The sequence below is a fragment of the Cupriavidus pauculus genome (assembly GCF_008693385.1).
Classification (GTDB): Bacteria; Pseudomonadota; Gammaproteobacteria; order Burkholderiales; family Burkholderiaceae; genus Cupriavidus; species Cupriavidus pauculus_D.
Genome location: NZ_CP044067.1, coordinates 2,857,343 through 2,877,398, shown reverse-complemented (window position 1 = coordinate 2,877,398; position 20,056 = coordinate 2,857,343). Strand labels below are relative to the sequence as shown.

Below are 20,056 nucleotides of genomic sequence, written 5' to 3'. Positions count from 1 at the left end.
GCGATGAAATTCCTGTGGAAACGTTCCGAAAACAGCCGTCTGGCGATCCTGACGATGGTGATACTGCTGCTTGCGTGGGAAGGCGCGGTCCGCTTCTTCGGCGTGCGCGAGTTCCTGCTGCCGGCGCCAAGCAAGATCATCGCGGACTTCATGGAGCAGCCGGGCTTCCTGCTGCTGCAGAGCCTGGACACGCTCCAGACCACGCTGGCCGGCTTTGTGCTGGCCGTCGTGCTCGGCGTGGGCGCGGCGATCGGCATCGTCTACTCGCGCTTTCTCGACCGCACGCTCTACGCGCTCATGGTCGCGCTGAACGCGGTACCGAAAGTCGCGCTCGCGCCGCTGTTCGTGATCTGGCTCGGCACGGGTTCGGCCCCGAAGATCGCCATCGCGATGCTGATCGCGATCTTCCCGATCCTGATCGATACGGTCCTGGGCCTGAAGTCGATCGATCCGGAGATGCTCAACATGGCGCGCGCCAACCAGGCCTCGCGCAGCAAGGTGCTGTGGAAAATCCGCTTCCCCAACGCGCTGCCGAGCATCTTCGCGGGCATGAAGGTCGGTATCTCGTTCGCGCTGGTCGGGACGATCGTGGGCGAGTTCGTGGCAGGCGAGACCGGACTCGGCCACGTCATCCTCGTGGCGCAGGGCAGCTTCAATACGCCAACCGTATTCGTGGCGCTGGCACTGCTGTGCGTGCTCGGCGTGATCCTGTTCAAGGCGCTGGAACTGGCGGAAGAGCGGCTGCTGCCGTGGCATGCTTCGCAGCGGGGAAAGCCGGCCGCCGAACCCGCGGCGTCATCGCACGCGGAGAAGCCGCTGGGGCTGTTCGCGGAAGCCAAGCGCTAGCAGGTTGCAAGACCGTCGGCCAGCCTGGCCGCGCCATCGTCGATGATGCATTGTCCGGTCCGGACGGAGGTGCTGCGAAACAGGATCACACCTGCTTCGCGCCAGGCTTCCGTCCTCAGCGTATCGCCGGGATAGAAGACACCCGCGTAGCGCGCGCCGATCTCTCTGAGTGCGGTGAGTCCTCCGGGCGCCAGCGGCGCGGCGGCGGATGCCGCGATACCGAGGTTGCAGAGGCCGTGCAGGATCGGTGCATCGAGACCCGCCGCGCGCGCGACGTCGGGGTCCGCGTGCAGCGGGTTTGTGTCGCCACACAAGCGGTACAGCAGCGCCTGATTCGGCTGCGTCCGCCATGCCGCGACGTGGTCTGGCGCCCGCGCGGGGAAGCCCGGATGTGGCCGGCGGGGGGGCGGCTCGCCGCCGAAGCCGCCGTTCGCGCGAGCCAGGGCCTGTCCCCTGACGATGCCGATTTCTTCCCCGCTGTCGTCGTCCGTGACGACGCGGCGCCATGCGATGATCGCGCCTCGGCCGGGCCCCCTGTCGTAGACCGCCTCCACCGCCGTGCGCGCACGCACATGACCCGATGTCGCGAGCGGTTTCGGGAGCGAGAGGTCGTGCGACAACGCCACGAGGTGTTCCCATCGGATGCCGGTCCGCGGATCGCGCATCCAGTCCGACGAGGACGCCAGTACCGCCAGCTGCGTCGGCAGCGCGATCAGGTCCTGTTCATAGACGTAGCGGAGACTCGACGCGTCGTCGGGCTGGTTGCCGAATCCGAGTCCCAGCGCATAGAGGATGCAGTCCTTCGGGCCATATCGCTGCCGGATATCCGGAATCTCGACATCGACCAGCGCCCGCAGGTCGGGCGGGTTCAATCCCGGGCTCCGGCGCCCAGCACCTCGTCCGTATGCTGGCCGAGCCTCGGCGGGCCGTAGCGGATCTCGGCGGGCGTGGCCGAGAGCATCATCGCGCTGCGCGGCATCAGCAGTTGCCCTTCCGACGCGTGATCGAACACCTCGAAGAAACCGGTCTCCGCCAGATGCGGATCCGCGCGGACGTCCTCGAGTTCGTTCGCGGGGCCGGCGGGAATCTCCGCGGCGGCGAAGGCTTCCAGCCACGCCTCCCGCGACCTGGTGCCGAGTGCGGCTTCCACGAGGTTGTAAAGCTCGACGACATGGGTCATGCGCTGCCCGATGGTCGCGAACCGCGCGTCATCGCGCAGGTCGCTTCGGCCGATCAGCGCGAACAGGCGATGCCATTGCGCATCGGTATTGGCGACGATGCAAAGCGGCTTGTCGCCCGTGCCGAGCGGCCGATGCACGGCGCTGAACACGCGGGCATAGCCGAGCGGTGCCGCCGCCTTGCCGGGCTCGGGCACGAACACGTGGTCCGCCATATGCTCATGCAGGTTGAAACCGGCCATGGTCTCCAGCATCGGCAGCTGGACTTCCTGCCCGATGCCCGCGCGCTCGCGATGCAGCAGTGCCGTCACGATGGCCGAGTACAGATACACGCCGCACAGCTTGTCGGCCATCAGCATCGGGATGTAGCCGGGTTGACCCGTCATGCGCTGGTTCAATCCGGGCACGCCGCTCAGCCCCTGGATCACGTCGTCGTAGGCGGGCCGGTCGAAGTAGCGGCCCCCCTTGCCGAATCCCTGCGCGGTGGCGTGAATCAGCCGGGGAACACGCCCCGCAAGGCTGGCGTAATCGACGCCGAGGCGCTCGGCCGCGCCCGCGCGCATGTTGTGCACGACCACGTCCGCGCCGGCGATCAGCGATTGCAGCTGCGCGCGTCCGGACGGCTGCTTGAGGTCCAGCACGACGCTGCGCTTGTTGCGGTTGAGGTTGAGAAAGAACGAGCCCATGCCGGGCGACCGCTTCTGCCCGATGCCTCGCGTGGGATCGCCTTCGGGCGGCTCGATCTTGATGACGTCCGCTCCCATGTCGCCCAGCATCTGCGTGGCCACGGGTCCCATCAGGAACGTGGTGATGTCGATGACGCGAATGCCTTCCAGAGCGCCGGCCATATGTCTGTCTCCTTTATTCGATCTTGTCTGTCTGAGGCGTTATCCCCGATACGCCTTCACGATGCCGCCGCCGATGATCAGCCGCTGCACCTCGCTCGCTCCTTCATAGATGCGGAGCGCGCGCACATCGCGATAGAGCGCCTCCACCTCCTCGCCCACGCGCACGCCCGCCCCACCCCAGATCTGCACGGCGGCATCCACGACGCGCTGGGCGGACTCGGTGGAGACGAGCTTGGCCATGGCGGCTTCGCGCGGCGTCGGCATGCCCTGATCCCGCAGCCATGCGGCGCGATACACGAGCAAGGCGGACGATTCCACCGCCGTCGCCATATCGGCGAGCGTGGCCTGCGTCAGTTGCATGTCGGCGAGCACGGTGCCGAACATCTCGCGCGAGAGCGCGCGCTCCACGCCCAGCCGCAATGCCTTGCGGGCAAACCCGAGCGCCGCCGCCGCGACCGACGTCCGGAAGATGTCGAGCGTCCGCATCGCAAGCTTGAACCCTTCCCCCTCGCCGCCCAGCCGCATGCCCGCATCCACGCGGCAGTCGCGAAAGCGTAACCGCGCCAGCGGATGCGGGGAGATGACATCGATGCGCTCGGCGATCTCGAGCCCCGGGTTGTCCGCATCGACGATAAAGGCGGAGATGCCCGCGGACCGCGTCGTGCCGGGCTCGCGCGCAAAGACGACGTAGAAGTCCGCGATACCGCCGTTGGAAATCCACATCTTCTCGCCATCGAGCACGTAACCGCCCTGCACGGGCGCGGCCTCGCAGCGCATGCCGCCAACGTCCGAGCCGGCGTCGGGCTCGGATAGCGCGAACGCCGCGATCTTCCTGCCTTTTGCCACATCGGCCAGGTAGGCCTCCTGCTGCGCGGGCGAGCCCGCCAGCGAGATGGCGCCGGAGCCGAGCCCCTGCATCGCAAAGCTGAAATCGGCAAGCGGGCTGGTCTGCGCGAGCAGTTCGCGCGCCAGGCATAGCGCGCGGGAGTCGAGCACGGCGTTCCCCGATGCATCGCGTCGCGGCACGCACGATGCGAGGATGCCTGCTTCACCGAGGCTGCGTACCAGCGACCGGCAGTGCTCGTCGACGTCCTGCGTCGTCTTCGGTGCCGCGATGGCGGCGAATGCGGACGTGGTCCAGTCGAGGAGCCGTTCCGCGGCTTCCCGATGCCGCGCGTCGAAGAATGGAAGCGTGAGATGTTCCAGCGGCGTAACTGTTGTCATGGGTCTCAAGTGGCGCGTGCGAAGCGTGAACCGCCGCACGGTCGAGAACCGATCGCGTCAACGCGAATCGGGCTTGACCAAAAACATACTACTGCGTAGCATTATTTTCAAGCACGACGCGCACGCCTGAAAAATATAGATGGAGACATGATGGCATTGCCCCTGGAAGGACTTCTCGTGGTGGCGGTCGAACAGGCCGCCGCGGCCCCCTACGCTTCGTCCCGGCTCGCCGACGCCGGCGCGCGCGTGATCAAGATCGAGCGCGCCGGGGGCGATTTTGCGCGCGGCTACGACTCCGCCGTCCATGGCGACAGCACGTATTTCGTCTGGCTCAACCGCGGCAAGGAATCGATCGTGCTCGACTTCGCGAACCCGGACGACGCCGCATTGCTGCAGCGCATGATCGCGCAGGCCGATGTGCTGATCCAGAACCTGGGCCCGGGCGCCGCGCAGCGCGCCGGCTTCGGCTGGGAAGCGATGCGGGCCCGCCATCCGCGTCTGGTGACATGCGATATCACCGGTTACGGAGAGGAAGGCCCCTACGCCGGCATGCGCGCATACGACCTGCTCGTGCAGGCGGAAAGCGGCATCGCTTCGGTGACGGGCACGCCCGAGGCGCCGGGCCGGATCGGCATCTCCGCCTGCGATATCGCCACCGGCATGTACGCGCACGCCGCCATCCTCGAAGCGTTGCTGCAGCGCGAGCGCACGGGCGCCGGGAGCGCCATCCATGTGTCGCTGTTCGATGCGATGAGCGACTGGATGACCGTGCCCCTGCTCCACTACGAGTACGCGGGAATGATCTGGCCGCGTGTGGGCCTGTCGCATCCGACCATCGCGCCCTACGGCGCGTTTCCCGTGGGCGGTGCCGTGGGCAACGAGGAAACCGTGCTGATCGGGATTCAGAACGACGGCGAATGGCGCCGCCTCGCGCAGGACGTGCTCAAACGCCCGGAACTGCTGGAGAAGCCGGAGTTCGCGACGAACCTTTCGCGCGTCGCGCACCGTGCCGTGCTCGACCGGGAGATCGCGGCGACGCTGGCGACGATGACCAGGGCGGAGGTCGTGCAGGCGCTGCAAGCCGCGCGCATCGCGTTCGCGTCGGTCAACGACGTCACGCAGTTGTCCACGCATCCGCAACTGCGGCGCGTCACCGTGCCGACCGTGCACGGCGAGGCGCGACTGGTGGCACCCCCGGCAACCTTCCGCGGCGAGCCGCGGCAACTGGGCCATGTGCCCGGCCTTGGGCAACACGGCACCGCCATCCGCGACGAGTTCACGCAATGACCTCCGCGCCAACCCCTATCGGTAACGCCCCATGAGCGACAAGATCCTGATCGAGAAGCACGCCGCAGTCACCACCATCGTCATCAACCGTCCGGCCGTACGCAATGCGCTCGACCGCGAAGCGACCGCGGCGCTGGGCGCGGCACTGCGCGCGTTCGAGAACGACGATGAAGCGCGCGTCGCCGTACTGTGGGGGGCCGGCGGCGCGTTCTGCGCGGGCGCGGACCTCAAGGAGCTCGCGGCGGGCGCGGAGTACGACGCATGGGCCGGCACCGACGGTCCGCTTTCCCGACCCGCGCGCAAGCCCGTCATCGCGGCGGTGGCGGGCCATGCGTGCGCGGGCGGCCTCGGGCTGGCGCTCTGGTGCGACATCCGCATTGCCGAGCAATCGGCCGCGTTCGCCGTGCTCTCGCGCCGTTGGGGCGTGCCGATGAGCGATGGCACGACCGTTCGGCTACCCCGGCTGATCGGCACGAGCCATGCGCTGGACATGCTGCTGACCGCGCGCATCGTGTCCGCGGAGGAAGCATTGCGCATGGGGCTCGCGACGCGCGTGGTGCCCGACGGGACCGCGCGATCGGCCGCCGAGAGCCTTGCGGCCACCATCGCCGCCTTTCCGCAGATCGCGATGAATACGGATCGCGAATCGGTGTACCGGCAGGATGGCGAACCGATGGCCAATGCGCTCGCGATCGAGGCTGAACTGGCCGAGCGGGCGAAGCGGCTGGAGGCGCAGGCGGGCGCAAGCCGGTTCGCCGCCGGCATGGGCCGGCATGGAGCGGCCGCATGAAGGCCGTCGTCTGCCGCGAGCTCGGGCTCGCGCATACCGAATACGCCGAGGTGGATCGCCCCATCCTCGGCCCCGACGGCATCCGCATTCGGGTGCATGCCGCGGGCGTGAGCTTTGCCAATCTGCTGGTCCTCGAAGGCAAGCATCAGAACCGCTGGGCGCCGCCGTTCACGCCCGGCACCGAAGTGGCCGGCGTGGTGCTCGAGTGCGGCGAGCGTACGTCGCTGTTCAAGCCTGGCGACCGCGTGGTCGCCGGTGTCCGCATCGGCGGCTATGCCGAGGAGGTCGTCGCGCCCGAGTCGACGGTGTTCGCGCTGCCGGACGCCGTGGACTACGACGCGGCGGTGCAATTCCCGACCATCTATGCCACGGCCTATGGCGCCCTCAAATGGCGTGCGCAGGTCGCATCCGGCGAGACGCTGCTGGTCCACGGCGCCGCGGGCGGCAGCGGGCTGGCGGCCATCGAGATCGGCAAGCGGCTCGGCGCGCGCGTGATCGCTACCGCGGGCGATGCCGCCAAGCTCGAGGCGGCGCGGCGGCACGGTGCCGACGTCGCCATCCACTACCGCGAGGAGAATTTTCGCGACGTGGTGTTGCGGGAAACCGGTCAGCGCGGCGCGGATGTCATCTTCGACCCCGTCGGTGGCGACACCTTCAACGAATCGCTGCGATGCATCGCGCCCGATGGCCGAATCATTCCGATGGGCTTCGCCGGGGGCACGATTCCGCAGATTCCCGCGAACCTCGTGCTGGTCAAGAACGTCACGGTCATCGGCATCTACTGGGGTTACTACATGGGCTGGGGCAAGCAACTGCCGCCGCCCGCCGTCGTACAGCGCGTGCGCGACGCGTTCGACGACATGCTCGGCTGGGCCGCGGCGGGAACGCTGCGTCCCGAAACCTACGCGACGTATCCGCTCGCGCGGTTCCGCGAGGCGCTGGACGCGATTACCGAGCGCAAGGTGATTGGACGGGTCGCGCTGCACCCGTTCCCGGCGGCCTGAATACGCGATAACAACGACCCGAAGAGGAGACAGACATGACATTCCGCATCACGCACCCTGTGGCCGCAACGGCCCTGCTCGGCATCGGCATGGCGCTGGCATCCGGCCACGCGGCCGCGCAGGCCGAGTACCCCGACAAGCCGATCAAGCTCGTGGTGCCCTACCCGCCGGGCTCGGGCACCGACACCGTGGCCCGCTATGCCGCGAGGCGCATGGAAGCGGCGCTCGGCAAGCCCGTCGTCATCGAGAACAAGCCGGGCGGCAACGCGATCATCGCCGCGCAGACGGTCATCAATGCGCCGGCCGACGGCTACACGCTGCTATGGGCAGCCAACGGCCCCGTGACGACGAACGTCGCGCTCTACGACAAGCTGCCCTACAACCCGCTGACCGACCTCGAACCCGTCGCGCGCGTGGCGTACTCGCCGATGGGCCTCTACGTACCGGCCGACTCTCCATACAAGACCGCGTCGGATCTGTTCGCCGATGCGAAGAAGCGGCCCAACAAGCTGAATTACGGCAGCGGCAGCGCCACGTACAACATCGCGACCGAATGGCTGATGTCGCTGGTGGGCGCCAAGGCCAATGCCATCTCCTACAAGGGCAGCAGCCCCACGCTCACGGACCTCGCCGGCAAGCAGGTGGACTTCGCGATTGCCGAATACAGCGCCGGCCTGCCGCTGGTCAAGGGCGGCAAGCTGCGCATGCTCGCCCTGACGTCCGACCGCCGCATGAAGTCCGAGCCCGAGATGCCGACCTTGCAGGAACTCGGCTACAAGGAGTTCTTCCAGGTGGCATGGTGGGGTGTCTTCGCGCCGAAGGGAACGCCGAAGCCCGTGGTGACGCGGATCGAAAGCACGCTGCTGACGATTTTCAAGGACGCCGAGACGGCGCAGTACCTCGACCAGAACAACTTCAGCGCCTTTATCGGGACGGCGGAGCAGTTGCGCGCGTTCCAGAAGACCGAGATCGAACGGGAGACGAAGCTCGTGGAGCGTTTCAATATTCCCAAGCTGTAATCTGCTATCTTTGCATCCCTCCGGCGCGTAGAGCACACAAAGCACAGAGCAAGAGAACAAAGGCATGGGACGCAAACGTCAGATCGGGACCCCGGAAGGCGACGAGAAACAGCTGGCCATCCTCGATGCGGCAGCCTCGATCTTCATGAAGCTGGGTTTCGCCGCCACGTCGCTTGACGATATCAGCGACAGCTATGGCGCGACCAAGGGGATCATCTACTACCACTTCCGCAGCAAGACCATCCTGTTCTTCGCCGTGCAGCGCCGGGCGATGGAGCTGACGCGGGCCGCCATCGAACCCGCCGCGGCATCGGCGGGGCCGGCGCGGCAGCGGCTCGAAGCGATGGCCTTCGCGCATGCCATGCTGATGATGGAGCATCTGGATTACCTGCGCGTTGCCGCGCAGGGTCTGGAGCTCCAGCTGGGCGGCCGCACCACGGAAGAGGAACGCGCGGAGATCAAGCGCATTACCGCGCTGCGCGACGGCAACGAGCGCCTCTATCTCCAGGTGCTGGAAGAAGGCGTCGCCAGCGGCGAGTTTCGCGAGATGGACGTGCGGATCGTCGTCAAGGCGCTGCTTGGCGCATTGAACTGGACCTCGCGCTGGTACCAGCCGCGCAAGACCGAGACGAAGAAGGACCGCGAAGCCATCGCGGCGGAGATCGCGCGGTATGCGGTCAATGGGTTGAACCGCTGATGCGCTATGAACTGACGGACCTGCGTCTGTTCCAGGCTATCGCCGAAGCCCACAGCCTGGCGGGCGGTGCGAATGCCGCCCATATCACGGCATCGGCTGCCAGCTATCGGCTGAAGAACCTCGAGCACGCGCTCGGCATTCCGCTGTTCGTACGCAGCCCGCGCGGCATGGATCTGACACCGGCCGGCGAGATGCTGCTGTCGCATGTGCGCGAACTGCTGCAGGGCATCGAACGCATGCACGCGGAGGTCGGCCAGTTTGCCAGCGGACTCAAGGGGCATATCCGCCTGCTGGCCAACAGCAGCTCGCTCAACGGCTTCATCATCCCGAGCGTGAGCCGCTTTCTTGCGGCGCACCCCGAGGTCAATATCGACCTCGAAGAGCGGGCGAGCCAGGCGATCGTGGCGGCCGTGACCGCGCACGAGGCCGATATCGGCATCCTTGCCAACGAACTCACGGACGAAGCCAGCGCCACAGGGGTACGCGCCGTACGCTATGCGGTGGACGAACTCGTGCTTGCGGTACCGGCGGGCCACCCGCTGGCGCGCGAGTCGAGCGTGCGCTTTGGCGCGGCGCTCGGCTTCGACTTCGTCTGCATGAGCCGCAACAGCAGCAACTTCCTGTTTCTCAAGGATATGGCCCAGCGGGCCGGCAGGCAGCCGAACGTCAGGCTGCACGCGCATGGGTTCGAGGCGGTGCTGTCGCTCGCGGAAGCCGGCGTAGGGATCGCGCTGGTGCCGCGCAGCGTGGCGTCGGACGCGATTCGGGCCGGCCGCGTCGTCGCGGTGGCGCTCGACGAACCGTGGGCCGTTCGGGAGTTGAACCTCGTGACCCGTGCCGACGGCAAGCTGCCCGGATTCGCGGCGGCATTCGTGCAGTTTCTGCTGAGCGATCCGCGCGTGGCCATCACGCGCGAACCGTCGTCTACCGCTTCCGGTTGATAAAGCTCGCCATGTGTTGCTGAGGTTCGCCGGTCTCGAACGCGCGGCCGAACTCGGCGACGCTGTTCTCGATCGCATCGTCGAGCGGCGCCTCTTCCCATTCGCGCAGCAGCCGCTTCTGTTGCCGCACCACCTGCGGGCCGAAGCCGGCCAGCAGATCGGCCACGCGCGCAACCTCCGCATCCAGTTCCGCCAACGGCACGACGCGGCTGACCAGTCCGGCCGCGAGGGACTCGGCGGCATCGGCGATCTCGCCCGTCAGCAGATACCACGCCGTGCGCGCATTGCCGATGAGGCGGGGCATCAGCGCGGCATGGATCACAGAGGGAATTCCCACCTTGACCTCGGGCATGCCGAGCTTCGCGTCGTCCGCGGCAATGCGGAGATCGCAGGCAAGGGCCAGTTCGAGCCCGCCACCCAGGCACCAGCCTGGCATGCGCGCGATGACCGGGACCGGGAAATGCCGCAGCGCATCGCAGAGGTCGCGCAGGCCGCTGATAAACGCTTCGGCCGTGTCGCGCTGCAGTACGGCCATCTCGTTGATATCGGCCCCGCCAATAAAGCCCTTGTCGCCGGTGCCGCGCACGACCAGCACGCGCACCTCCTTGCGCTCGGCCAGCGCCTGCACGGCATGGGTAAGGTCCGCGATGACGGGCGTGCCAAGGATATTCAGCGATTTGGCCTGCCGGATGGTGATCGTCGCGATGCCACGCGCATCGATGTCGACCGCAGCGTGGTGGTGGGAAAGGTTTTCGCTCATCGATCGTTCTCCTTACTGCAGCTTCTCGAAGCGGATGTCTTCGACAACCTTCTTCCAATGCTGATTTTGCGTGCGGATGAGATCCGCGAACGCCTGACGCGTCGTCCATGCCGGAATGGCGCCCTGCTTCTCGATGGCCGCGACGACCTCCGGCTCCGCGAGCACCTGCTTCACGGCCGCGTTGATCTTGTCGAGGATCGGCGCGGGGGTGCCTGCCGGCGCGCCGAGCCCGAACCACGACGGATTGTTCATGGCCGGCAGGCCGGCCTCCGCGTAGGTCGGCACGTTCGGCAGCATCTTCAGGCGCCTGGGCGCGGCCACCGCCAGCGGACGCAGCTTGCCGCCTTCGATCAGCCCCGACAACGACGGAATGTTGTCGAACACGACCTGGATCTGCCCGGCCATGGCATCGTTGAGCGCGGGCCCCAGCCCCTTGTACGGCACGTGCAGCATGCGCGTGCCCGTGACGTTCATGAACAGCTCGCCATTCATATGGCTCAGGCCGCCGTTGCCGGACGAGCCGAACGAGTACTTGCCCGGCTGCGCTTTCAGCAGCTTGATGAATGCCGCCAGGTCCTGTGCCGGGAACGCGGGATTCACGACGAGCACGTTCGGTACGTCGGCCAGGTTGCTGATGGGATCGAAATCCTTCACGGGGTCGTACGCGGTCTTCTGGTAGACGTTGGGGTTGACCGCGTGCGAGCTTTCGACCTCCATGACCAGTGTGTAGCCGTCCGCGGGCTGCTTGGCCGCGAATGCGCTGCCGACGGCGCCACCCGCGCCCGGCCGGTTCTCCACGACGACGGGCTGCTTGAGCACCGCGCCCAGTCGCGTACCGACGACGCGCGCGATGATGTCCGTGGTGCCACCGGCCGCGTAGGGGACGATCAGCTTGATGGGCTTGTCCGGCCACGCGGACGCCTGCACCGCGCCGAACGGGCTCATGCCGGCGAGCGCTGCCAGGGTGACGAGGGAATGCTGCAACTTCATTGTTGTCTCCGTACGATGCTGTTGTTGTCTGCCGTTGTCCGCAGTTGTGAAATAAGCGGTCACGCCGCTGCCTATACCCCACCCGTGTGTTCGCCGAGCAGCGGCGGCGGCTGCAAGGGCTGGGGATTGGCCGGCAACATGGGGTTGCGGACCATGGAAATCGTGCCCATGACCGGGTGCTCCGCGGTCTGCTGCATCCGGCGGTGCCGGACTTGCGGATGCGCGAATACCTCTTCCATCGTGTTGATCGGCCCCCATGGCACGCCAGCGGCGTCGAATGCGCGGGTCCAGTCCTCGCGCGCGCGGGTGGGAAACACGTCCGTCAGGGCGGCCCGGAGCGACGCGATGTTTCCGATGCGGTCCGAGTTGGTGATATAGCGCGGGTCCGCCGCCAGATCGCCGCGGCCCGCGACTTCGCAGAACCGCGCGAACTGCGCGTCGTTGCCGATGGCGAGGATCAGATAGCCATCGGCGCAGCGGAATACCTCGTACGGCGCACAGTTCGGATGCGCGTTGCCGCTGCGTTGCGGGTTGTCGCCGGAGATCAGGTAGTTGGCGCCCTGATTGGCATTGAGCGCGACGGCGACGTCCAGCAATGCGATATCGAGGTGCTGTCCCTCGCCCGTTTGCTGGCGCTGGTACAGCGCGGCCAGCACGGCCGAGGTCGCATACATGCCCGTACTCACGTCCACCACGGCCACGCCCGTGCGCAGCGGCCCCGCGCCCGGGCTACCGTCGGGCTGGCCTGTATAGCTCATCAACCCGCCCATGCCCTGAAACACGTAGTCGTAGCCGGGCTTGTCGGCCATCGGGCCGTCCTGGCCGAAGCCCGTGATCGACAGATAGATCAGCCGCGGGTTGACGGCCTTGAGCGATGCATAGTCCAGGCCGTAGCGCTTGAGCGTGCCCACCTTGTAGTTCTCGACCAGCACGTCGGCATCGCGCGCGAGTTCGAGCAGCCGCGCCGCGCCCTCCGGCACGCTGTAGTCGATGCCGACGGAACGCTTGCCGCGATTGCAGCTGATGAAGTAGGCCGACATGCGCTGTTCGCTGCCGTCTTCCGCAATCTGATACGGCGGCCCCCAGCCGCGCGTGTCGTCGCCGCGCTGCGGATGTTCCACCTTTACGACGTCGGCGCCCAGGTCCGCGAGATTCTGCGTGCACCATGGCCCCGCCAGAATGCGCGATAGATCCAGTACCCGAACGCCTTCCAATGCCCGATGCAACATCACTGCTCCGTCTTCTCGTATTACGTGGCGCCGAGTGTAGGGACGCCACCGCCAAAAATCGATTCGAAAGTTTTCAACGCTGCGTTCGCGGCAGCTTGATCAGCGCTCGCCGTCGAAACGCCGGGCACCGTTAGCGACGAGTCGCTCGAGCAGCGGCGCCGGCGCCCAGTGCGCGCCGTGCCGCGCATGCAGCGCGCAAATCCGGTCCAGTACGTGCGCGAGGCCGAGCGTTTCCGCATGGAACATCGGGCCGCCGCGCCATGCGGGAAACCCATAGCCGTGCACATACACGACATCGATATCCGACGCGCGCCTTGCAATCCCCTCGTCGAGAATCATGGCGCCCTCGTTGATCAGCGCGAGCATGCTGCGCTCGACGATCTCTTCGTCCGAGATCGCCCGGCGCGCGATGCCGGCTTCCCGCGCACAATCGGCGATCAATGCATCGACCAGCGGATCGGGAATCGGTGTGCGGCTGCCCGGTTCGTAGCGGTAGTAGCCACCCTGGGTCTTCTGGCCGAAGCGGCCCAGCTCGCAGATGCGATCGGCAACCTTCGAGTAACGCAGGTGCGCGGGCCGTGTGGGCGCCAGACGCTTGCGCGTGGCCCAGTTGATGTCCATGCCCGCGAGATCGGCCATCGCGAGGGGGCCCATCGCCATGCCAAACCCCGTCAGCGCGCGATCCACCTGCTCGGGCGACGCGCCCTCTTCCAGCAGAAAGCCCGCCTCGCGCCAGTACGGCGTCAGCATGCGGTTGCCGACGAACCCTTCGCAAACCCCCACGAGCACCGGAACCTTGCCGATGCGCCGCGCCATGTCCATGCAGGTGGCAATGACGTCGACGCCCGTTGCCCTGCCGCGCACCACCTCCAGCAGCGTCATGACGTTTGCCGGACTGAAGAAATGCAGGCCGATCACGTCGGCGGGGCGCCGCGTGGATGCCGCGATGACGTCGACGTCGAGGCGCGAGGTGTTGGTGGCAAGAATCGCCGAAGGCTTGCACACCGCATCGAGCCGCCGGAATATGTCCTGCTTCACGGCCATGTCCTCGAACACCGCTTCCACGATCAGGTCCGCGTCCGCCATCGCGTCGAACGCGAGCGTCGGCGCAATCCGCGCGATGCGTTCCGCGATCCGCGCCGAGGTGAGCTTGCCCTTGGAGGCGGTGACGTCGTAATTGCGGCGGATAAGCGCAAGGCCCCTGTCCAGTGCCGCCTGCTCGCGTTCCACGAGCGTGACCGGGATGCCCGCATTCACGAACGCCATGGTGATGCCAACGCCCATGGTGCCGGCGCCCAGCACGGCCACGCGGTCGAGCGGGCGCAGCGGTACGCCCTTGCCTTCGGCGAACTTCGGCGCTTCGCGTTCGGCAAAGAAGCTGTGGCGCAGCGCTTTCGACTCCGGTCCCGCGACCAGTTCGTCGAAGCGCGCGCGCTCGAAGGCAACGCCCTCGTCGAACGGCAGACGCGTCGCGGCCTGCACGCATTGCACGCAAGCGCGTTGCGCGACGGCATTGCGCGCCTTGCGGCCGATGGCCGCCAGACGGGCGTCGAAGTCGATCGGGCATGCCGCAACCTCGCGCCGCGCGGCCACCGGGAACGCGCCGGCATCTGCCGCGGCACGACGGCACACGTCCGCCGCCAACGCCACGACGCGGCCTGCGTCCGGCACATCTGCTTCGCCCTCGACGACCGCATCCGCCAGGCCGATCTGCACGGCTATCGCGCCCGTCACCGGTGTGCCGGTCTGGATCATGTCCAGCGCACGCTCCACACCGACGAGACGCGGCAACCGCTGGGTTCCGCCACCGCCGGGCACGAGCCCGATGTTCACCTCCGGCAGCCCCAGGCGCGCGCCGGCCGCGACCACGCGAAAGTGGCAACCCAGCGCGAGCTCCAGCCCGCCGCCCAGCGCCACGCCGTGAATGGCCGCGGCCACCGGTTTGCGCGACGTGGCGAGCAGCGCCTGGATATCCTTCGACTGCGGCCACGCGGCGGCGGCCGGCGTATTGAACTGCCGGATGTCCGCGCCACCGCAGAACACCTTGCCCGCCCCGGCGATCACGATCCCGGCGATGGCGGCGTCCTCGAATGCCTGCGTCAGGCCCGCGTGAATGCCGGCGCGCGTCGTATCGCCAAGCCCATTGACGGGCGGATTGTCGAGCCAGAGGACGGCGATATCGCCTTGCCGCTCGAGCGTGACCGTAGGTGAGAGACGAATGGAGCCGGATGCGTGGGACATGTCGCGATGGAAGACGGGATGGAAGACGGGATGGGATTCAGCGGATACGTGGTTCAGGCATCGATGCGCACCACGCGCTTGACGAAAATGCCGGGCGTCACGACATGCTCGGGGTCGATCGTGCCCAGCGGCACGCGCTCGCGCACCTGCACGATGGCGGTCCGTGCCGCCGTGCACATCGGCGGTCCGAAGTTGCGGCCGGCTTTCCGGTAGGTGAGGTTGCCCCATCGATCGGCACGGTCCGCCTTGACCAGTGCGAAGTCGCCGTGCAGCGGCCGCTCGAACACGTAGCCGACGCCATCGATGACACGGGTCTCCTTGCCTTCGGCGAGCGCGGTGCCGTAGGCCGTGGGCGTCAGAAATCCGCCCAGGCCGGCGCCGGCCGCGCGCAGGCGCTCCGCCAGCGTGCCCTGCGGCACGCACTCGAACTCGATCTGGCCAGCGGCATAGGCATCTTCGAACGCCATGGCTTCCGCACCGCGCGGATACGAGGCCAGCAGGCGCCGCACGCGCCCGAGCCGGATCAGCCTGGCCAGCCCCGTCTCGCCCGTACCGCCGTTGTTGCAGACGATGGTCAGATCGCGGGCGCCCTGCTCGGCCAGTGCCTCGAGCAGCTCGATCGGCTGCCCGGAAGTGCCAAATCCGCTGACCAGCACGGTCGCGCCATCGTGGATGTCGGCCACCGCGGCCATGGCGGACTCGAAGAACTTGTCGATCATCGCCACAGGCCCCTATCGATGCGCCGAAAGTATAGCGGTGGCCTGGCTGGACAGCACGCCGCCATTGCCGTGCACGAGCGCGGTTTCCACATCGGCCACCTGCCGGTCTCCCGCCTCGCGACGGAGCTGCGTGACGGCCTCGATTACCAGAAAGATGCTGTACATCCCCGGGTGCACACACGACAGGCCGCCGCCGTTCGTGTTCATGGGAAAGTCGCCACCAGGGGCGATGCGGCCGCCAGAGACGAACGCACCGCCCTCGCCCTTTGCGCAGAAGCCGAGGTCTTCCAGAAACAGGATCGGGTTGATCGTGAACGCGTCGTACAGCTCGACCACGTCGATGTCCTTCGGCGTGAGCCCCGCCTGCGCAAACGCCTTTGCCCCGGAGTCGATGGCCGGCGTACGCGTCAGGTCCTCCATGCACGAAATCTGCCGGTGCCAGTGCGCATGTCCGACGCCGAGCACGTAGACCGGCTTCGCGTGCAGCGCCCTGGCGCGGTCCGCGCGCGCCACGACGAATGCGCCCGCGCCGTCGGTAACCAGGCAGCAATCGCGCACCGTCAGCGGATCGGAGATCATCTTCGCGCCGATGACGTCGTCAACGGTCAGCGGGTCGCGCGCGAACGCATCGGGATTGCGCTGCGCCCACTGGCGCGCCGCCACTGCCACCTCCGCCAGTTGCCTGCGCGTGGTGCCGTACTCGTGCATATGCCGCGCGGCGGCCAGCGCATAGCTCGTGACCGGGTTGAACGGCTTGTAAGGATGCTCGTAGGGCTGGGGGTCGAGTTCCGCGCGCATGGCGTTGATGCGCGAACTGCTCGGAATGCTGCGCGGATTGCTGCCGTAGCAGATCAGCACGTTGTCGCACTCGCCCGCTTCGATCGCCATTGCCGCGATGCGGATATCCGCGATAAAGGACGACCCGCCAAACATCGTGCTGTCGGAGAAGCGCGGGCGAATGCCGAGGTACTCGGCCATGCGCATGACCCACCACGGCGACGTGAGGCTCGACGTCACGAGCCCGTCGATATCGGCCATGCGCAGCCCGCTCGCGGTCACGGCCGTCCGGGCTGCCTCGGCGATGATTTCCTGCTCGGTGCGGCCTCCCGCGTGGCCGAGGCCCGCCAGTCCCGTGCCGAGAATCGCCACGCCGGCGCGATCCGTTGCCTTGATCATTGCGCGCCTCCCGCAGGTACGAATTCCAGCAACGCTTCGTCGCCTTCCCGCCCGATACGCGCCTTCACCCGGGCGCCAATCTTCACCTCGCCGGGATCGATATCGACGACGCGGCTCATCAGGCGCGGCCCCTCGTCGAGGTCGACGAGGGATACGTTGTGGGAGCGCTCCTTCCCTCGGACCACCGTGGTCGAGTACACGCGGCCATAACCGGATGGCGCCACCCACTGCAGATCGTCCGCACCGCAGAACGGACAGACGACGCGCGGGAAAAAATGAAACCGGTCGCACGCGCGGCATCGGGGGATCTCGAAGACGCCCTCGGCAAGCCGGCCGAAATATCGTGCGTCGGCACTTGTGGTGGTCTCCTCTGTACGATTCATGGGCGCGCTCATTGCTCGATCTGCACGCCGGTGAGCTTCACCGTGTTCCGCCACTTGGCCACTTCCTCCCCGACGTAGTCGCGAAACGCGGCCGGACTCAGGCCACCAGCCGCTTCCGCCTGTTGCCGCTTGAGCTTGGCGACCATGTCGGGCGACGCCATGATGCGATTCACTTCGGCATTCAATCGCGCGACGATGTCCTTCGGCGTGCCCGCCGGTGCATAAAGGCCGAGCCACGTATAGGCATCGAAGTTCTTGTAGCCGGCCTCGGCGATCGTCGGCACGTCGGGGAACAGCTTGCTGCGCTCGGCGCCGGTCACGGCGATCGGCCGCAGCTTGCCCGCGGCGACGAAGGCGGACACGCTCATGGAGTCCTGGAACACCACGGGAATCTGTCCCGCCACCACCGCGCTGGTCGATGGCGATGCGCCCTTGTACGGCACGTGCACGAGCGGGGCACCGGTCATATGCCGGAACAGTTCGCCGGCCAGATGGGTCGAACCGCCCGCGCCCGCCGAACCATAGGGCACGCTCCCCTGCTCCTTCGCCCATTTGACGAACTCGGGCACGGTGTGGACCGGCACGGCGGGGTTCACGACGAGCATGTTCGGCGCCTTGGCGATCAGCGCGATGGGTTCGAAGTCCAGCACCGGGCGATAGCGGACCGACTTCTGCACGGCGGGTCCGATGACGTGCCCCGTGGCGCTGAGCAGCAGCGTGTAACCGTCCGCGGGCCGCCGGGCGACGTACTCGGTCGCGATCTGACCCGCGGCGCCGGGCCGGTTCTCGACGACAAAGCTCTGCTTGAATGCCTCGCCGAGTTCCGCAGCCAGCAGGCGGCCCACGATATCGGTCATTCCCCCGGGCGCGAAGGCCACCACGACGGTGACCGGCCTGGAGGGATAGGATTCGGCGTGCGCGGACGGAAAGGCGGCGCTGCCCAGAATCAGGCAGGCAGCGGCCTGCGCCAACAGGCGTCGGCGGGCGAGGCTTCGGATCATCGTTGTCTCCTGCGTCGTGGAACGCGTCGTCACAAGAGGTGGCGCGCGCTTTCGTTGTGGACGCCAGTATATTTTTCCGGGCCGGAGAGACCTATCCGAAAGTTTCGAAGCGCGTGTTCGTGGAAATTCAACGCGCCCGCCGGGCGGTGACGTGCAAGAACGGGAAGACGCCCGGGCAAAAACTACAACGCCCGCCGCGCAACGTCGATTTCCGCGTGGTGTCGCCCCGGGTATGACTCTTGCCCGACCTGGAGGGATATCACAATGGGAGAAGACGATGACCTCCAGCAAGCCGGCCCAATCCTCGCCGCGCCCCAGCGATCCGCATCAGGAACAACGCGACAAGGACCATCGGGACACGCCGGGACCGGGCGGCACGAAACCGCTGCCGACGACGAAGGAAGTGCAGAAGGATCTGGACAACGCGACCCACGACCGGGGACGCGGACTGCCGCGGGACAAGTCGGACGTGCCCGCGGATCAGTGACGCGCGCCGCCGTCGCCATAGGCGGGCGGCCGCTGCACGACGGGGGCGCCCGCCAGCAGTATCTCCTCGGCGTTCCCGGTTCTGGGCGGATAGATGCGCGCGTGGTTGATGACGAACTTGGTCTTCTTGGCGACCTCGCCTTCCGCAACGAGGCGCCGATCCCACCCTTCCGTGTACACGGCGCCCCAGGGCCCGAGATCGAGGATCGTCGTGTACCAGTCGATGCTGAGCGGAAGCATGGGTTCGCCCAGCCACTCGGCCGCGGCGTTATGCCCGGCAAAGCGGCCCATGGGCCGCGCGTGCTGGCAGGACATGACCGACGGATGCTCGCCGTCGATCAGGGCCTCGGCGGCGTCGCCCGCGGCGAACACGTTGGGAATACCGTGGACGCGCATAAACGTGTCCACGGGCAGCCTGCCCATGGCATCGAGCGTGACGGGCAGCGACGCATTGAGCGGATGCGCGCGCATGCCGCCGCACCATACGACCGTCGATGCGGGCACATAGGTCCCGTCCGTCAGCGTCGCACCCGACGCATCGATGGACGCGACGGAGAAACCGGGCCACATCTCGATGCCGAGTTCGCGGCATGCGCGTTCGATCACGGGCTGGGCACCTCCCATGGCCGCGCCGATCTGTGCGTTGCGGTCCGCGAGGATGGTCCGGCAATCGGCATGCTCGCCCGATCCCGCGGCCTCACGCAGACGGTGGGGAAGCTCCAGTGCCAGTTCGATGCCGGTCAGCCCCGCGCCGATGACGAGCGCGGTAAAGCGGCCCTCCACGGGCGGCAGCGCGGACAGCCGGCCGACATGATCGCGAAGGCGTGTGGCGCCATCGTAGGTGTCGATGTCGAACGCATGTTGCAGGCCGGGAATGGGGGGCCGCGCCAGCCGGCTACCGGTGGCGACGACGAGCCGCGCATACGGCAAGGGCCGCGTCTCGCCGCCCTCTCGCACCGCGACGGTTTGCGCGTCGGCGTCGATGCCGGTCACCTCCCCCATGATGTGCCGGACTCCGATCGGGTCCAGCACCTCCGCGTAGGGCACGAGCGTGCTGGCCAGGTCCGCTTCATAGTTGCGCACCCGTATCCTGTGATGCGGGTGGGGATCGATCAAGACGACCTCGACACTGGCTTGCGCGGCACCCGCTTCGCGAAGCCTGCGCGCCGCACCTACCGCGCTCCACAATCCGCCGAAACCGCCGCCCACGACAATGATGCGTTGCATGCCCGCCTCC

Annotated in this window: 20 protein-coding genes; 8 read left to right on the top strand and 12 right to left on the bottom strand. The window is 67.4% G+C overall.

Going from position 1 to position 20,056, the window contains the following annotated elements:
- The first annotated feature begins 3 nt into the window (after nt 1-3).
- Entirely contained in the window at nt 4-846 is an 843-nt protein-coding gene (locus tag FOB72_RS31165) for an ABC transporter permease (RefSeq protein WP_150377066.1), read from the top strand.
- Here the strand turns inward: FOB72_RS31165 and FOB72_RS31160 are convergent.
- The 3 genes from FOB72_RS31160 to FOB72_RS31150 are packed head-to-tail and all read right to left on the bottom strand — an operon-like array spanning nt 843 to nt 4,096.
- Complete coding sequence (locus tag FOB72_RS31160; protein WP_150377065.1) at nt 843-1,718, bottom strand: MaoC/PaaZ C-terminal domain-containing protein; 876 nt, start codon at nt 1,716-1,718, stop codon at nt 843-845. The two genes, FOB72_RS31165 and FOB72_RS31160, sit on opposite strands and share 4 nt — an antisense overlap.
- A complete protein-coding gene (locus tag FOB72_RS31155) occupies nt 1,715-2,872 on the bottom strand; it encodes a CaiB/BaiF CoA transferase family protein (RefSeq protein WP_150377064.1) in 1,158 nt (385 codons plus the stop codon). The genes FOB72_RS31160 and FOB72_RS31155 overlap by 4 nt, the downstream gene beginning before the upstream one ends.
- Nucleotides 2,873-2,911: 39 nt before the next feature.
- Nucleotides 2,912-4,096 carry an acyl-CoA dehydrogenase family protein gene (locus FOB72_RS31150; RefSeq protein ID WP_150377063.1) on the bottom strand — a complete coding sequence of 395 codons (1,185 nt, stop codon included), beginning with the start codon at nt 4,094-4,096 and terminating at the stop codon, nt 2,912-2,914.
- Between the two features lie 147 nt (nt 4,097-4,243).
- On the opposite strand from FOB72_RS31150, the gene FOB72_RS31145 reads away from it, so the two are divergent.
- The 6 genes from FOB72_RS31145 (at nt 4,244) to FOB72_RS31120 (ending at nt 9,834) form a co-directional block, all read left to right on the top strand.
- Entirely contained in the window at nt 4,244-5,383 is a 1,140-nt protein-coding gene (locus tag FOB72_RS31145) for a CaiB/BaiF CoA-transferase family protein (protein WP_317889548.1), read from the top strand.
- Between the two features lie 31 nt (nt 5,384-5,414).
- Nucleotides 5,415-6,173: a crotonase/enoyl-CoA hydratase family protein gene (locus FOB72_RS31140; RefSeq protein WP_150377062.1), complete on the top strand. Its 759-nt coding sequence runs from the start codon at nt 5,415-5,417 to the stop codon at nt 6,171-6,173.
- Complete coding sequence (locus FOB72_RS31135) at nt 6,170-7,177, top strand: NADPH:quinone oxidoreductase family protein (RefSeq protein ID WP_150377061.1); 1,008 nt, start codon at nt 6,170-6,172, stop codon at nt 7,175-7,177. Before FOB72_RS31140 ends, FOB72_RS31135 begins: the two co-directional genes overlap by 4 nt.
- A 35-nt stretch (nt 7,178-7,212) precedes the next feature.
- On the top strand, nt 7,213-8,196 hold the full coding sequence (locus FOB72_RS31130) for a Bug family tripartite tricarboxylate transporter substrate binding protein (protein ID WP_191002320.1): 984 nt from the start codon (nt 7,213-7,215) through the stop codon (nt 8,194-8,196).
- A 64-nt stretch (nt 8,197-8,260) separates the two neighbouring features.
- A complete protein-coding gene (locus FOB72_RS31125) occupies nt 8,261-8,893 on the top strand; it encodes a TetR/AcrR family transcriptional regulator (protein ID WP_150377060.1) in 633 nt (210 codons plus the stop codon).
- Nucleotides 8,893-9,834: a LysR family transcriptional regulator gene (locus tag FOB72_RS31120; protein WP_150377059.1), complete on the top strand. Its 942-nt coding sequence runs from the start codon at nt 8,893-8,895 to the stop codon at nt 9,832-9,834. The genes FOB72_RS31125 and FOB72_RS31120 overlap by 1 nt, the downstream gene beginning before the upstream one ends.
- On the opposite strand, the gene FOB72_RS31115 is transcribed toward FOB72_RS31120, so the two are convergent.
- The 8 genes from FOB72_RS31115 to FOB72_RS31080 form a co-directional block, all read right to left on the bottom strand.
- Entirely contained in the window at nt 9,818-10,594 is a 777-nt protein-coding gene (locus tag FOB72_RS31115; RefSeq protein ID WP_150377058.1) for an enoyl-CoA hydratase, read from the bottom strand. The genes FOB72_RS31120 and FOB72_RS31115 overlap by 17 nt on opposite strands.
- A 12-nt stretch (nt 10,595-10,606) precedes the next feature.
- Nucleotides 10,607-11,539 carry a Bug family tripartite tricarboxylate transporter substrate binding protein gene (locus tag FOB72_RS31110; protein ID WP_150377618.1) on the bottom strand — a complete coding sequence of 311 codons (933 nt, stop codon included), beginning with the start codon at nt 11,537-11,539 and terminating at the stop codon, nt 10,607-10,609.
- 116 nt (nt 11,540-11,655) lie between these two features.
- Entirely contained in the window at nt 11,656-12,813 is a 1,158-nt protein-coding gene (locus FOB72_RS31105) for a CaiB/BaiF CoA transferase family protein (RefSeq protein ID WP_150377617.1), read from the bottom strand.
- A 99-nt stretch (nt 12,814-12,912) separates the two neighbouring features.
- A complete protein-coding gene (locus FOB72_RS31100; protein WP_150377057.1) occupies nt 12,913-15,054 on the bottom strand; it encodes a 3-hydroxyacyl-CoA dehydrogenase NAD-binding domain-containing protein in 2,142 nt (713 codons plus the stop codon).
- A 53-nt stretch (nt 15,055-15,107) separates the two neighbouring features.
- Nucleotides 15,108-15,773, bottom strand: coding sequence for a 3-oxoacid CoA-transferase subunit A (locus tag FOB72_RS31095; protein WP_150377056.1), 666 nt, complete (start codon nt 15,771-15,773; stop codon nt 15,108-15,110).
- A gap of 12 nt (nt 15,774-15,785) precedes the next feature.
- Nucleotides 15,786-16,949: a thiolase gene (locus FOB72_RS31090; RefSeq protein WP_150377055.1), complete on the bottom strand. Its 1,164-nt coding sequence runs from the start codon at nt 16,947-16,949 to the stop codon at nt 15,786-15,788.
- Nucleotides 16,946-17,344 (bottom strand): Zn-ribbon domain-containing OB-fold protein, encoded by a 399-nt coding sequence (locus tag FOB72_RS31085; protein WP_223851658.1) that lies wholly within the window; start codon nt 17,342-17,344, stop codon nt 16,946-16,948. The genes FOB72_RS31090 and FOB72_RS31085 overlap by 4 nt, the downstream gene beginning before the upstream one ends.
- Nucleotides 17,341-18,333 (bottom strand): tripartite tricarboxylate transporter substrate binding protein, encoded by a 993-nt coding sequence (locus FOB72_RS31080; protein ID WP_150377054.1) that lies wholly within the window; start codon nt 18,331-18,333, stop codon nt 17,341-17,343. The genes FOB72_RS31085 and FOB72_RS31080 overlap by 4 nt, the downstream gene beginning before the upstream one ends.
- Nucleotides 18,334-18,610: 277 nt before the next feature.
- Between FOB72_RS31080 and FOB72_RS31075 the strand changes: the two genes are divergently transcribed.
- Nucleotides 18,611-18,820, top strand: a complete 210-nt coding sequence (locus tag FOB72_RS31075) for a hypothetical protein (protein ID WP_150377053.1) — start codon at nt 18,611-18,613, stop codon at nt 18,818-18,820.
- On the opposite strand, the gene FOB72_RS31070 is transcribed toward FOB72_RS31075, so the two are convergent.
- Nucleotides 18,814-20,046, bottom strand: coding sequence for an NAD(P)/FAD-dependent oxidoreductase (locus FOB72_RS31070; RefSeq protein ID WP_150377052.1), 1,233 nt, complete (start codon nt 20,044-20,046; stop codon nt 18,814-18,816). The two genes, FOB72_RS31075 and FOB72_RS31070, sit on opposite strands and share 7 nt — an antisense overlap.
- Between the last annotated feature and the right edge of the window lie 10 nt (nt 20,047-20,056).

Coding starts and splice junctions, on each gene's coding strand:
- FOB72_RS31155 (WP_150377064.1), bottom strand. CDS start 2,872: ATGGCCGGCGCTCTGGAAGGCATTCGCGTCATCGACATCACCACGTTC.
- FOB72_RS31125 (WP_150377060.1), top strand. CDS start 8,261: ATGGGACGCAAACGTCAGATCGGGACCCCGGAAGGCGACGAGAAACAG.
- FOB72_RS31135 (WP_150377061.1), top strand. CDS start 6,170: ATGAAGGCCGTCGTCTGCCGCGAGCTCGGGCTCGCGCATACCGAATAC.
- FOB72_RS31120 (WP_150377059.1), top strand. CDS start 8,893: ATGCGCTATGAACTGACGGACCTGCGTCTGTTCCAGGCTATCGCCGAA.
- FOB72_RS31115 (WP_150377058.1), bottom strand. CDS start 10,594: ATGAGCGAAAACCTTTCCCACCACCACGCTGCGGTCGACATCGATGCG.
- FOB72_RS31165 (WP_150377066.1), top strand. CDS start 4: ATGAAATTCCTGTGGAAACGTTCCGAAAACAGCCGTCTGGCGATCCTG.
- FOB72_RS31100 (WP_150377057.1), bottom strand. CDS start 15,054: ATGTCCCACGCATCCGGCTCCATTCGTCTCTCACCTACGGTCACGCTC.
- FOB72_RS31085 (WP_223851658.1), bottom strand. CDS start 17,344: ATGAGCGCGCCCATGAATCGTACAGAGGAGACCACCACAAGTGCCGAC.
- FOB72_RS31150 (WP_150377063.1), bottom strand. CDS start 4,096: ATGACAACAGTTACGCCGCTGGAACATCTCACGCTTCCATTCTTCGAC.
- FOB72_RS31075 (WP_150377053.1), top strand. CDS start 18,611: ATGACCTCCAGCAAGCCGGCCCAATCCTCGCCGCGCCCCAGCGATCCG.
- FOB72_RS31140 (WP_150377062.1), top strand. CDS start 5,415: ATGAGCGACAAGATCCTGATCGAGAAGCACGCCGCAGTCACCACCATC.
- FOB72_RS31090 (WP_150377055.1), bottom strand. CDS start 16,949: ATGATCAAGGCAACGGATCGCGCCGGCGTGGCGATTCTCGGCACGGGA.
- FOB72_RS31070 (WP_150377052.1), bottom strand. CDS start 20,046: ATGCAACGCATCATTGTCGTGGGCGGCGGTTTCGGCGGATTGTGGAGC.
- FOB72_RS31130 (WP_191002320.1), top strand. CDS start 7,213: ATGACATTCCGCATCACGCACCCTGTGGCCGCAACGGCCCTGCTCGGC.
- FOB72_RS31080 (WP_150377054.1), bottom strand. CDS start 18,333: ATGATCCGAAGCCTCGCCCGCCGACGCCTGTTGGCGCAGGCCGCTGCC.
- FOB72_RS31110 (WP_150377618.1), bottom strand. CDS start 11,539: ATGAGCCCGTTCGGCGCGGTGCAGGCGTCCGCGTGGCCGGACAAGCCC.
- FOB72_RS31095 (WP_150377056.1), bottom strand. CDS start 15,773: ATGATCGACAAGTTCTTCGAGTCCGCCATGGCCGCGGTGGCCGACATC.
- FOB72_RS31145 (WP_317889548.1), top strand. CDS start 4,244: ATGATGGCATTGCCCCTGGAAGGACTTCTCGTGGTGGCGGTCGAACAG.
- FOB72_RS31105 (WP_150377617.1), bottom strand. CDS start 12,813: ATGTTGCATCGGGCATTGGAAGGCGTTCGGGTACTGGATCTATCGCGC.